Annotated in this window: 12 protein-coding genes; 6 read left to right on the top strand and 6 right to left on the bottom strand. The window is 69.8% G+C overall.

Features of this window, described 5'->3' with window-relative positions:
* Positions 1 to 66 precede the first annotated feature (66 nt).
* Entirely contained in the window at positions 67 to 1,596 is a 1,530-nt protein-coding gene (locus tag AAIL17_RS05365) for an FMN-binding glutamate synthase family protein (protein WP_424681792.1), read from the top strand.
* 71 nt (positions 1,597 to 1,667) lie between these two features.
* Here AAIL17_RS05365 and AAIL17_RS05360 read toward each other — a convergent pair whose 3' ends face one another.
* The 4 genes from AAIL17_RS05360 to AAIL17_RS05345 all read right to left on the bottom strand — a co-directional run bounded on the left by AAIL17_RS05360 (position 1,668) and on the right by AAIL17_RS05345 (position 4,977).
* A complete protein-coding gene (locus AAIL17_RS05360) occupies positions 1,668 to 2,375 on the bottom strand; it encodes an arginyltransferase (protein ID WP_424681791.1) in 708 nt (235 codons plus the stop codon).
* Between the two features lie 197 nt (positions 2,376 to 2,572).
* Positions 2,573 to 2,965, bottom strand: a complete 393-nt coding sequence (locus AAIL17_RS05355) for a hypothetical protein (protein WP_424681790.1) — start codon at positions 2,963 to 2,965, stop codon at positions 2,573 to 2,575.
* Positions 2,966 to 2,982: 17 nt separating this feature from the next.
* Entirely contained in the window at positions 2,983 to 3,849 is an 867-nt protein-coding gene (tesB, locus tag AAIL17_RS05350; RefSeq protein ID WP_424681789.1) for an acyl-CoA thioesterase II, read from the bottom strand.
* A gap of 573 nt (positions 3,850 to 4,422) precedes the next feature.
* The gene (locus tag AAIL17_RS05345; protein WP_424681788.1) at positions 4,423 to 4,977 is read right to left on the bottom strand and encodes an N-acetylmuramoyl-L-alanine amidase; all 555 of its coding nucleotides are present in this window, start codon (positions 4,975 to 4,977) and stop codon (positions 4,423 to 4,425) included.
* A gap of 64 nt (positions 4,978 to 5,041) precedes the next feature.
* On the opposite strand from AAIL17_RS05345, the gene AAIL17_RS05340 reads away from it, so the two are divergent.
* Together AAIL17_RS05340 and rlmKL are read left to right on the top strand one after the other, a co-directional pair.
* On the top strand, positions 5,042 to 5,560 hold the full coding sequence (locus AAIL17_RS05340) for an alpha/beta hydrolase (protein ID WP_424681787.1): 519 nt from the start codon (positions 5,042 to 5,044) through the stop codon (positions 5,558 to 5,560).
* Complete coding sequence (rlmKL, locus tag AAIL17_RS05335; protein ID WP_424681786.1) at positions 5,557 to 7,746, top strand: bifunctional 23S rRNA (guanine(2069)-N(7))-methyltransferase RlmK/23S rRNA (guanine(2445)-N(2))-methyltransferase RlmL; 2,190 nt, start codon at positions 5,557 to 5,559, stop codon at positions 7,744 to 7,746. Before AAIL17_RS05340 ends, rlmKL begins: the two co-directional genes overlap by 4 nt.
* 3 nt (positions 7,747 to 7,749) lie before the next feature.
* On the opposite strand, the gene AAIL17_RS05330 is transcribed toward rlmKL, so the two are convergent.
* Positions 7,750 to 8,742 (bottom strand): YncE family protein, encoded by a 993-nt coding sequence (locus AAIL17_RS05330; RefSeq protein WP_424681785.1) that lies wholly within the window; start codon positions 8,740 to 8,742, stop codon positions 7,750 to 7,752.
* Between the two features lie 192 nt (positions 8,743 to 8,934).
* Here AAIL17_RS05330 and chrA point away from each other — a divergent pair, with 192 nt between their 5' ends.
* The 3 genes from chrA (at position 8,935) to AAIL17_RS05315 (ending at position 11,405) form a co-directional block, all read left to right on the top strand.
* Positions 8,935 to 10,326, top strand: coding sequence for a chromate efflux transporter (gene chrA / locus AAIL17_RS05325; protein WP_424681784.1), 1,392 nt, complete (start codon positions 8,935 to 8,937; stop codon positions 10,324 to 10,326).
* Positions 10,327 to 10,390: 64 nt separating this feature from the next.
* Positions 10,391 to 10,888 (top strand): GNAT family N-acetyltransferase, encoded by a 498-nt coding sequence (locus tag AAIL17_RS05320; protein WP_424681783.1) that lies wholly within the window; start codon positions 10,391 to 10,393, stop codon positions 10,886 to 10,888.
* Positions 10,889 to 10,907: 19 nt separating this feature from the next.
* Positions 10,908 to 11,405, top strand: a complete 498-nt coding sequence (locus tag AAIL17_RS05315) for an acyl-CoA thioesterase (protein WP_424681782.1) — start codon at positions 10,908 to 10,910, stop codon at positions 11,403 to 11,405.
* A gap of 14 nt (positions 11,406 to 11,419) precedes the next feature.
* On the opposite strand, the gene AAIL17_RS05310 is transcribed toward AAIL17_RS05315, so the two are convergent.
* On the bottom strand, positions 11,420 to 12,481 hold the full coding sequence (locus AAIL17_RS05310) for an acyltransferase family protein (protein ID WP_424681781.1): 1,062 nt from the start codon (positions 12,479 to 12,481) through the stop codon (positions 11,420 to 11,422).
* Positions 12,482 to 12,519 lie beyond the last annotated feature (38 nt).

Below are 12,519 nucleotides of genomic sequence, written 5' to 3'. Positions count from 1 at the left end.
AGGGGAGAGGGAGTCAGTCCGCGTATTGAGTTAGGCTCTTCGACGGATTCAACAGGAGAGCAGGCGATGGCACCGGAAGGCTTCGCGCACTGGCTGATCGTGCTGATCGAGACACTGGCGGCGCTGTTCATGCTGGTACTCGCATTGGCGGTGGTGGTCGTGCTCGCCGTGTGGGTGGCGGACCGCAACCAGACCGGCAACGCGGTCTTGCGCAACTTTCCGGTCATCGGTCACTTCCGCTACGGCTTCCTGCGCCTGGGCGAGTTCTTCCGCCAGTACCTGTTCGCCAGCGACCGCGAGGAGCTTCCGTTCAACCGCGCCCAGCGCGTGTGGGTCTACCGCGCCGCGAAGAACGCCGACACCACCATCGGCTTCGGCACCACGCGCGACCTCTCCGCCGAAGGCGTGCCGTTCTTTGTCAACGCGCCGTTCCCGCGGCTGGAAGGCCACCACGTTCCGCCCAAGCCGGTGCGGATCGGCCCGTACGCGCGCGAGCCCTACGATCACGCCGCCTTCTTCAACATCTCGGCGATGAGCTACGGCGCGCTGTCGGCACCGGCCGTGCGCGCGCTTTCGCACGGCGCGGCCAAGGCCGGCATCTGGCTGGATACCGGCGAGGGCGGGCTGGCGCCCTACCACCTGGAAGGCGGCTGCGACATCGTGTTCGAGATCGGCACGGCCAAGTACGGCGTGCGCACGGCCGACGGCCAACTGGACGACGACCGGCTGCGCGCGATCTGCGCGCACCCGCAGGTGAAGATGGTCAGCATCAAGCTCGGCCAGGGCGCCAAGCCCGGCATGGGCGGACTGCTGCCGGGGGTGAAGGTGACGCCGGAGATCGCCGCGATCCGCGGCATTCCGGTCGGCGTGGATTCGCAAAGTCCCAACCGCCACCTGGACATCGCCAACGTGCCGCAACTGCTCGATGCCATCGCGCACGTGCGCGAGGTCAGCGGCAAGCCGACCGGCTTCAAGGCCGTGCTGGGCGGCCCGGGCCTGATCGAGGAGCTGTGCGACGAGGTATGGAAGCGCGGCATCGAGAGCGCGCCGGACTTCATCATCGTCGACGGCTCCGAAGGCGGCACCGGCGCGGCGCCGCAGACGCTGATGGAAGGCATGGGCCTGCCGCTGCACGAGGCCTTGCCGATGCTGGTCGACACGCTGATCGCCAAGGGACTGCGCGAGCGCATCAAGGTGATCTGCTCGGGCAAGCGCATCACCGCCTACGACGTGGCCTGGGCGCTGTCGATGGGTGCCGACTTCGTCAACTCCGCGCGAGGTTTCATGCTGGCGCTGGGCTGCATCCAGTCGCTGCAGTGCAACCGCAACACCTGCCCGACCGGCATCACCACGCAGAATCCCAAGCTGCAGCGCGGCCTGGTGGTCACCGACAAGACCGAGAAGGTCGCCAGCTACGCGCGCAACCTGATGTACGAGGTCGGCATCATCGCGCACAGTTGCGGCGTGGACGATCCGCGCCAGCTCGATCGCACGCACTGCCGGGTGGTGGGCGACGACGGGCTGTCGGTGCCGTTGATCAAGCTGTTTCCCTATCCCGAAGCCGGTTCGGCGCGGCCTCGGGTTTCATCGGCGTAGGGTGGGTTTCAGCCCACCGCCCCTTGCCGCAGCCGTGGAGATGGTGGGCTGAAGCCCACCCTACGTGGCCCTTACGGCTCCAGCGGCACCCAGCCGTCGCGCGTGCGGACCTGCAGCGGGCGGAAGCGCCGCTTGTAGTCCATCTTGGCGTGGCCCTCGATCCAGAAGCCCAGGTACAGCCACGGCAAGCCGCGGCGGCGCGCCAGCTGCACCTGCTGCAGGATCGCGTAGGTGCCCAGGCTGCGCGCGCTCTCGTCCGGGTCGAAGAAGGTATAGACCGCCGACAGCCCGTTGATGCACACGTCGGTCACCGCCACCGCCAGCAGCCGCGCGCCCTGGCGGAATTCCAGGAACAGCGTGGGACTCCACGGCGCGGTGAGGAAGCGGCGGAAATCGCTGGCGTCGGCCTCGTCCATGCCGCCGCCGGAATGGCGGGTGCGCAGGTAACGCTCGTACAGGCCGTGGCGCTCGGCGTTGTAGCCGGCCATGCATTCGACCACGTCCAGGTCGGCGTTGCGCTTGAGGCAGCGCCGCTGGGCGCGATCGGGCGTGAAATGCTCCACGTCGATGCGGCAGGGCGTGCAGGCGCGACACTGCGGGCAGTTGGGGTAGTACAGGTGGCCGCCGGCGCGACGGAAGCCGCGTTCCAGTGCCGGACCATAGAGCTGGTCCAGCCGCGGCGCGGCCGGATCGATCACCAGGTTCTGCGCCGTGCGCTCGGCGTAATAGCCGCAGGCGTGCGGCAGGGTCTGGAAAAGGCGGACGCGTTCGGAGCGCATGGGTCCGATTCTATGACCCAGCGCGCGGCCGGTTGCAAATATTCCGAGAAAGCCCTGATGCGGCCCTGCACAACGCGCGCTCACCGGGGCCGCGCCACGTCGCAGCCTGGCCGCCGGGATGGCGCCCGAAGCTGGGCTCGAACCAACGACCCCTGATCGACAGTCAGTTGCTCGATCGGCGCCCACGGAAGGCGGCGCTAGATCTTGCCCATGTAGCGCAGCATCAGGATCAGGAACGCGGCCGCCAGCGCCAGCAGCACGATGCGCCGCACGCGCGTGGCGACGCTGGCGCGGCGCATCTCCGGCGTGGGATTGCGCGCGAGCGCCAGTTCCTCGCCGTGGCGGACCAACGGCTCGATGCCGATCCCGCGCATCAGCGCACGCGCCTGGGTGTAGTCGTCGGCGCGGTTGACCCACACCTGCGGCCAGCTCTCGCGGTTCTCGTTGCGCTGCGAATAGCTGAAGCGCTGGTAGCTGGGGCGGTTCCAGTTCGAGCGGCCGGTGATCGTCGTCTCGATGCCGTGTTCGGCCAGCAGCGCGACGACGCGGTCGATGTTTTCCTGGCGGGGCGAGGTGTAGAGCGGACGCATGGGGCGAGTCTAATGCCTCACTCGCCGCGCAGGCGGATCAGGCCTTCCTGCGCGGTCGAGGCGACCAGTCGGCCGTCGCGGCTGTAGATCTGCCCGCGTGCGAGGCCGCGGCCGCCCTGCGCGGTCGGGCTGTCGAACGAGTACAGCAGCCACTCGTCCACGCGGAACGGGCGGTGGAACCACAGCGCATGGTCGAGGCTGGCCATCTGCACGTTGTGGGTGAGATAGGAAATGCCGTGCGGCAGCGTGGCGGTGCCGATCAGGTGGAAATCCGAGGCGTAGGCGAGCAGGGCGCGGTGCAGCACCGGCGAATCGCCGATCGGCGCGGTCAGGCGGAACCAGATGTGCTGGATCGGCGGGCGCTTGGCCGGGTGCAGTTCGTCGCGCGGCCAGACCTGGCGGAACTCGAACGGCCCGTCGATGCCCAGCCAGCGCTGCAGTTTCACCGGCAGCTTGGCGAGCTCGTCCGCCGGCAGGTGACGCATCGGCTCGAGGTCTTCGGGCGAGGGCACCTCGGGCATGGCGCTCTGGTGCTCGAAGCCCTTTTCCGGTTCCTGGAAGGAGATCGCGCCATTGAGGATCGGCTGGCCGTGCTGGATCGCGACCACGCGGCGGGCGGAGAAGCTGCCGCCGTCGCGCGCGCGTTCGACCGAGTAGACGATCGGCGCGTCGATGTCGCCGGCGCGCAGGAAGTAGGCGTGCAGCGAGTGGGCCTCGCGCCGGGGATCGACCGTCTGTTGGGCGGCCGAAAGCGCCTGGCCGAGGACCTGGCCGCCGAACACGAAGCGGGTGCCGATGTCGCGGCTCTGGCCGCGGAACAGGTTGTCCTCCAGGCGTTCGAGCTGGAGCAGGTCGACCAGTTCCTTGACGTGTTCTTCCCGCATGGGGTGTCCGTGGTGCGTGGAGGGGGGTGGATTATAGCTGTGCTCCCTCTCCCCTCCGGGGAGAGGGTTGGGGTGAGGGGGCGGGGCTCGCCTCGTAGTTCGTCGAGCAAGAGCTTTCGGTCGCCTTCGGTGCCCGAGTTACTTCTCTTTGCTTGCCCAAAGAGAAGTAACCAAAAGAAAGGGCACCCCGATGGCGCGCCCTGCGGGCATCCTGCCCTCCGGGTGTGCGGGCGGGCGACGGGGTTTTTCGACGGGGCTCGAAGCCCCGACGAAAAACTGGCCGGCGTCCTGCCGGCCACCCTTCGGGCTGATCCGCCACCCACCCGCCGCGCCATAGGGGCCCCGGAAAAGCAGCGCGCTTCCTGCGCGCACTTTTTCAGAAGAGCCAAGGCCAAGAGCCAAGGCCAAGAGCGAAAGGCCAAGAGCGAAAGGCCAAGAGCGAAAGGCCAAGAGCGAAAGGCCAAGAGCGAAAGGCAGGCGCTGGCGGGAGATGTGAATGTGCCGCACACCGGCTCCCTCCCCCCTCCGGGGAGAGGGTTGGGGTGAGGGGCCGGGGCTCGCGGGACCGCCCGGTCAGGCCCTGATGCGCTCCAACCCGCACACCGGAACGATCGCGTCCCACGGAAACAGCGGGCCGGGATCGAGCTTGCGCGGCACCATCACGGCTGGATCGTCGCTGGCCGGCACGCGCGCAATATCCAGATCCTCATGGCCGGCGATGGCGCGCAGGTGGGGGAATTCCCGCCGAAGCTGCGCAAGCAGTTCACGCAATGCCGCGATCTGCACGTCCGGATAGCGCTCGCTCATCGTCTGGTTGCCTGACGCGAACCAGTCCGGATAGCGCCCGCGGTTGACCAGCTCGATGCCGATCGAATCCGCATTGCGTCCCCGCACGTGGTGGGCGATACGCGTGCCTGGCACGTAGCGCTGGATCGCGCCATCGCGGTCGATGTAGTAGTGCCCGCTGTTGCCGGCGCCGCTCTCGTACAGCACCTTCTCGCCGTACTCGCGCGCGGTGGCCAGGTCCGGCAGCTCTGTGCAGTGGATCACCACCAGCGTCACCGCCCCGACCGGCCGTTCGGGCAGGCGGTCGGCGTAGGGCAGCGGCAGGTCGGTGATCGCGGGCATGAAGGGAAGTCTCGCACGGCACCGGCTATCATGCGCGGTCCCATGGCGGTCCGGAGTCCGGGCGATGCGCGGCACGATCCTTCTTTCGCACGGCTCCGATTCCGGTCCGCAGGCCATCAAGGTCAGCGCGCTGGCGGCGCTCGCCGAGGCGCGCGGCTGGCGCACGCAGCGGCCCGACTATCGCGAGGACGACGCGCACGGCCATGCCGGCGCGGTGGCACCACGGCTGGCGCGCCTGAACGCCGCCATCGCCGCCTGCGAGACGCCGCCGCTGCTGGTCGGCTCCAGCATGGGCGCGTTCGTCTCGGGGCTGGCCTCGCTGGAACACCCGGTCGCCGGCCTGTTCCTGCTCGCCGCGCCCGAAGCCATCCCCGGTTTCGACACCGCGCTGGACGTGCGCCAGGACGTGCCAACGATGCTGATCCACGGCTGGCGCGACGAGCTCTGTCCGCTGGACGACATCTACACTTTCGCCAGTCGCCGCCAGTTGCCGCTGCTCATCCTCGACGACGAGCACCGGCTGGCCGCCAGCCTGCCGGCGATCGAACGCCAGTTCGCTGCCTTCCTCGACGCACTGGCATGAGCGCCTTCTTCGCCACCTGTCCGAAGGGCCTGGAATACCTGCTGCGCGACGAGCTGCTCGCGCTTGGCGCCAGCGAGGCGCACGAGGCGCTGGCCGGCGTGCGCTTCGAGGGCACGCTGGAAACCGCCTACCGCGCCTGCCTGTGGTCGCGCCTGGCCAGCCGCATCCTGCTGCCACTGGCCGAGTTCGACGCGGCGGACGACGAGGCGCTGTACGCCGGCGTGCAGTCGATCGACTGGTCGGCGCACCTGGCGCCGCACGGCACGCTGGCGGTCGATGCGCACTCCGCGCAGAGCAAGCTGACGCACAGCCAGTTCATCGCGCAGCGCGCGAAGGACGCGGTGGTCGACCAGTTCCGCCAGCGCGAGGGCGCCCGCCCCGGCGTGGATATCGAGGAACCGGACGTCCGCCTGAACCTGCGCCTGAAGCGCGACCACGCCACGCTTTCGCTCGACCTCGCGGGCACGCCGCTGCACCGGCGCGGCTGGCGCGAGCAGCAGGGCGAGGCGCCGCTGAAGGAAAACCTCGCGGCGGCGATGCTGCTGCGCGCACGCTGGCCGGCGATCCACGCCGAAGGCGGCGCGCTGCTGGACCCGATGTGCGGCTCCGGCACGTTGCTGATCGAAGGCGCGCTGATGGCCGCGGACGTCGCCCCGGGCCTGCGCCGCGAATACTTCGGCTTCCTCGGCTGGAAGCAGCACGACATCGCGTTGTGGCGTGGCCTGCTCGACGACGCCCGCCAGCGTGCCGAGACCGGCCTGCGCAACCTGCGCGCGGCGTTCTTCGGCTCCGACGCCGACCCGCGCATGGTGCAGACGGCCAAGCGCAATGCGCAGGCCGCCGGTGTGGCCGGTTTCCTCACGCTGGAAAAGCACGACATGGCGCACGCCGCGCCGCCGCCCGGGGAGTCGACCGGCCTGGTCATCACCAACCCGCCCTACGGCGAGCGGCTGGGCGATCGCGCACAGATGCCGCAGCTCTATCGCGCGCTGGGCGAGGTCCTGAAATCGCGCTTCACCGGCTGGCGCGCCGCCGTGCTGGCAGGCGATGCGGAACTCGGCCATGCGCTGGGCCTGCACGCGGACAAGCGCTACGCGCTCTACAACGGCGCGCTGGAAACCGTGCTGCTGACCTTCGAGCTTTCACCGCAGGACACCACGCCGCGCGAGCGCAAGCCGCTCTCGCCCGGCGCGCAGATGCTGAAGAACCGGCTGGAAAAGACCGTGCGCCACCAGCGCAAGCGGCTGGCGCGCGAAGGCATCTTCTGCTGGCGTGCCTACGACCAGGACCTGCCCGAGTACGCCGCGGCGATCGACGTCTACGGACGCGAGGGCGACGAGCCCTGGCTGCACGTGCAGGAGTACCGCGCGCCGGCCGACGTGCCGGTCGAGGTGGCCCGCACGCGCCTGCGCGAGATCGTGCGCGTGGCCGGCGAGGTGCTCGGCGTGCCGCGCGAGCGCATCGCGCTGAAGACCCGCGAACGCGGCAAGGGCGGCGCCAAGTACGGCCGCTTCGACCAGCGCGGCGAATTCCACGAGGTGGAGGAGGGTGGCCTGACCTTCCTGGTCAACCTCACCGACTACCTCGACACCGGCCTGTTCCTCGATCACCGGCTGGTGCGCGCCAGGCTGCGCGAGCTGGCGCGGGGCAAGCGCTTCCTCAACCTGTTCGCCTACACCGCCACCGCCAGCGTGTACGCGGCCGCGGGCGGCGCGCGCGACACCACCAGCGTGGACCTGTCCGGCACCTATCTCGAATGGGCGTCGCGCAACCTGGCGCGCAACGGCTTCACCGGCGAGGCGCACCGCCTGGTGCAGGCCGACGCCACCACGTTCCTGCACCAGGACCGCGGCCACTACGGGCTGATCTACGTCGATCCGCCGACCTTCTCCAATTCCAAGCGCGCCGAGGACTTCGACGTGCAGCGCGACCATGCGGCGCTGCTGCTCGCCTGCGCCGACCGCCTGGCCGGCGATGGCGTGATCGTGTTCTCCAACAACTTCCGCCGTTTCAAGCTCGACACGGCGGCGCTGGAAGAGCGCTTCACGATCGAGGACTGGAGCGCGCCAAGTATCCCGTTCGACTTCGCCCGTCGCGCCGACATCCACGGCTGCTGGCTGTTGCGCCTGCGCGCGCAGGCGTCGCCGTGGGAAGACAGCGTCCGGCACCTGCGCGGTCGCCGCTAGCCCTCAGGCGTGCGGAACGCGGGGCGCGGTGATCCGCAGCACCGGCTTGCCTTGCCATGCCTTCAACGGAAAGTAGGCGCGGTGCGTGGCCGGATCGACCGCCACCACGTGCGCGTTCGGGCCAAGCATCCCGCGGCCCAGCGGCTGCAGGCGGCGCCCCTTCACTTCGAACACGGCCACCTCGCCCGATTCGCTGGCCACGTACAACCAGCCGGGCCCGGGATCGAAGGCGAGCACGTCAGGCTCTTCGCCGACGTCGAAGAATGCGGTGACGCGGCGGCTGCGCAGGTCCAGCACCAGCAAGGTCGCGTTGTCTTCGCACCCGATGAAGGCCAGCCGCGCGGGCGCATCGATATAGAGGCCGTGGTTACCCCTGGCGCCCGGCAGGACGATGCGCGCAACGACCTTGTCGGTCGCCGGGTCGATCTCGGCCAGCACGCCGCGCGTCTGCACGTTGGCGAAGACGTGCCCGGACACCGGGTCGTATTGCGTGTTGCCCACCTCGCCACCGAGCGCAATGGTGGCGATGCGCCGGTTGCTGCGCACGTCGATCACCGTGTCGCTGCCGCCTTGCTCGTTGGAAACATAGAGCTTGTGCGCCTTCGGCGCGTAGGCCATGCCGTCAGGGTAGTCGCCGGTCGGCATCCGGGCGACGATCTTCAGGCTCGCGGCGTCGATCGCCACCACTTCGTCCGTGCCGGTGGCCGAAGCGTAGATGCGGTCCAGCTCCGGGATCGCCAGCACGCCGTGCACCCGGCTCACGCCGGGAATGTCGGCGACCACGCGCCGGTGAAGCGTATCGAACACGGTGACCACGCCGTCGCCGAGATGGGCCAGGAACAGGTGGTGGCGGACCGGCTCCAGGCTGGCGTAGTCCCAGCGCGTGGCGCGGCCGGTCAGCGCCGCGTCGGCCACGGTGGCGAGCGGCAGCGGCGGATGCGCCTGGCCGCAGGCGGCGGAAGCGGCGCCGAGCAGCACGATGGCGAGCCCGACCACGGCAGGCGGACACCGAAACGTTGCGGGCAGCATGGCCTCACCCTCCGGGCTTCACGCCAGCGTAGGATGCGCGGCTTATAACACTGCCGCCGTGCATCCGCCGCAGGCAGGCGGCGTCCGGTAGCAGGCTTGGAACGCGATGGCTTGCCTGGCGTCTCCGATCGCAACTCCACCGAGCCGGACCTGTGCCGAATGAACGAGCGGGCCCCCACGGAAGCCGAAACGCCGACGCCGGTGTCGCTGCGCGAAGCCTTCCGCGTGTGGGCCAGGATCGGCCTGCTCAGCTTCGGCGGGCCGGCCGGCCAGATCGCGCTGATGCATCGCGAGCTGGTCGACACGCGGCGGTGGATCAGTGACGCACGCTTCCTGCACGCGCTCAACTACTGCATGTTGCTGCCGGGACCCGAAGCGACGCAGTTGGCGATCTACATCGCCTGGATGCTGCACCGGACCGTCGGCGGCCTGCTCGCCGGCGTGCTGTTCGTGCTGCCGGGTTTCGTCACCATCCTGGCGCTGAGCATCGTCTACGCGTTGTACGGCGAGGTCCCGCTGGTCTTCGCGATCTTCATCGGGTTGAAGGCGGCCGTGTTGGCGGTGGTGGTCGAGGCGGTCGTCCGCATCGGTCGCAAGGCGCTGAAGAACCGCATGATGGTGGCGGTCGCCGGGTTGGCCTTCGTCGCGATCTACTTCTTCCGCGTGCCGTTCCCGCTGATCGTGCTCGGCGCGGGATTGTGGGGCCTGTGCGGTCGCTGGTGGTCGCCGCGCAGCTTCCCGGAACCGGCGTCCTCCGCGGCCGATGCCTCGTCCGATTTCCTCATCGATCGCCTGCTGGGCCAGGGACGGCTGACGCATACGCGGCCTTCGGGCGCGCGCGCATGGCGCGTGATGCTGGTGTGGCTGGCGATCTGGTGGATCCCCGTGCTGGGCGTGATCGCCGCGTTCGGCCGGCACAGCGTGCTGGCGCGCGAGGGACTGTTCTTCAGCCAGACCGCGGTGGTCACCTTCGGTGGCGCCTATGCGGTGCTGGCCTACATCGCGCAGCGGGCCGTGGTCGGCTTCCACTGGATCACCCCGGGACAGATGCTCGATGGCCTGGCGCTGGCCGAGACCACGCCCGGGCCGCTGATCATGGTGGTCCAGTTCGTCGCCTTCCTTGGCGCCTACTACCACCAGAGCGGCCTGTCGCCGCTGGCGGCCGGCGTGGCCGGATCGGTGCTGACGACCTGGGTGACCTTCGCACCGTGCTTCCTGTGGATCTTCCTGGGCGCGCCGTACATCGAGGCCCTGCGCAGCAATCGCGCACTGCATGCGGCGCTCTCGGCGATCACCGCCGCCGTGGTGGGCGTGGTGCTGAACCTGTCGGTGTGGTTCACCCTGCACACCGTGTTTGCCCGCATCGACGAGCGCCACTACGGCTGGTTGCGGCTGGAAAGCCCCGCCTGGGGCACGTTGCAGTGGGCTCCGGCGTTGATCGCAGCGGGTGCGATGCTGGCCATGCTGCGCTTCAAGGTGGGCATGGGGTGGATCCTGCTGGGAAGCGGGCTCGTCGCGCTGGTCTGGCGCTGGCTTGCCGGGGCGCTCTAGCCGGGCGTGGCATTCCGCCGGAGGGCCACGCAAACTGTCGGCCCAATGGATGACCAGGAAACGCATGCCTGATCCGAGCCTGCACCTGCGCCTGGGGCGTCCGCAGGACGCGCACGCCATCAGCGTGCTCGCGCGGCGCGTGGTGCGCCGCTGGATCCTGCCCGACCAATCGCAGGAAGCCGGCCGGGCGCTGCTGGAGCGGCTGGGCACGCGGGTCCTGCGCGAACGCATGCTGGCCGGCCAGCGTTTCCACCTGGCCTGGTTGGGCGACGTGCTCGTCGGCATCGCGGCGATGCGCGATGACTGCCATCTGGTGCATTTCTTCGTCGCCACGCGCTACCAGGGCCGCGGCATCGCCAGCCGGCTGTGGCAGCGGGCGATGCGCGACGCGGTGCGCCGCGCCGGCACGCGCCGCTTCACCCTCAACGCCACGCGCTGCGCGCTGCCGGTGTACCGGCACTTCGGTTTCGTCGCGACCGACGCGGAGCGGCCTTCGCCCAATGGCATCCTGAGCACGCCGATGGTGCTGGAGGCGCCGGCGGGCATAATCGACCGACCCTAGCGACCACCACAGGACCGTCATGCCCGGCCAGCAGAACGAAGTCACCTTCCGCTTCCTCGCCCAGCCCACCGATGTCAACTTCGGAGGCAAGGTGCACGGCGGCATGGCGATGAAATGGATCGACCAGGCCGGCTACGCCTGCGCGGTGGGCTGGAGCGGCGCGTACTGCGTGACAGTGTCGGTCAGCGGCATCCAGTTCATCGCGCCGATCCTGATCGGCGACCTGGTGAGCGTACGCGCGCGGCTGATCCACACCGGCACCAGCAGCATGCACCTGGCGGTGGACGTGCTGGCGCAGGACCTGCGCACGGGCGAACAGCGCCTGGCTACCAGCTGCGTGATGGTCTTCGTCGCGCTGGACAGCCCCGACGGCAACCCCACGCCGGTGCCTCGCTGGGAGCCGCGCGACGACGAGGACCGCCGGCTGCAGGACTACGCGCGGCGGCTGATGGAACTGTCCAAGACGATGGAGCAGCAGGTCGCGGTGCTCAGGCCGGCGGCGGCGCCCCTTGCCTGACGCGTGCCTGATGGCTACGCCGTAGGCGCCCGCCACAGCCGCCGCTCCAGCCATTGCGGACAGGTCAGCGGACTCAGCAGGCGCTCCGCCGGGACGCTGGCCAGCAGGCGCACCAGCAGCCACGCGGCCAGCAGCAGCACCAGCGCGTTCGCCAGCGGCGGTTGGCCCGACTCCAGCCAGGCGAACACGCCCGCCGCCACCGCGAACTTCACGATGAACCCGTGCACCAGGTAGGCCTGCAGGCTGCGCGCGCCTGCCGCGGTGGCGGCGAAGGCCCGACGCGGCACCAGCGCGAGGAAGGCCGCGCTGCCGACGATGCCGGCGCCAAGGCGCAGCAGCCGCCACAACATGCCGGCGGCATCGTCCACGCCCAGGGCGGAGTAGCCGTTGCTGCCGTAGAGCCAGCGCGGATCGGGCACGGCGGTCGCCGCCCAGCCCATCGCGAGCAGCACCGCCACGGCCAGCGCGCAGGCCAGCGGCCCGCGCAGGCGCTCACGCCACGCCGGCGAATACAGGTGGCCGATCAGGAAGAACGGGAAGAACGAGGCGATGCGCGAGAGCGACATGCGGTAGCCCACGTCGTCCGCCGAGCCGGCGACCAGCGCGAACAGGCAGGCCAGCACCAGCGGATGGCGCAATCGCATGAACAGCGGCAGCAGCAGGCGCCAGGCCGCCAGGCTCGGCAGGTACCAGAGCAGCCAGTACGGCGTGGTGATGCCCACCGGCCCGGGATCGGGCCAGCCGGGCATGCGTGCCGCCAGCGCATACAGCGCCTGGAACAGCAGGTAGGGCAGCAGCAACTGGAACGCGATCCGCTTGAGCAGCTTCAGGTCCACCTCGACCCGCGCCACGGCACCGGACAGGACGGCGAAGGCCGGCATGTGGAACAGGTACAGGAAGCGGTACAGCGCATCGATCGATGCGACGCCGCGCAACGGTTCCAGGCAGTGGCCGAACACCACCAGCGTGATCAGCGCCAGGCGCGCGTTGTCCTTCCAGGAGTCGCGTGCGGAGGGGGCGGGCGGAGCGCGCGTGGGGACGGCATCGACAGTCGTGAGGCGGGGAAATCCGTACATCCGTTGCAGGCTAGCAACGGCTTGGTGCACGGGACGTC

This window comes from Frateuria sp. YIM B11624 (genome assembly GCF_049727805.1).
GTDB lineage: Bacteria > Pseudomonadota > Gammaproteobacteria > Xanthomonadales > Rhodanobacteraceae > Frateuria_A.
This window is presented reverse-complemented; position numbering and strand designations above follow the sequence as displayed.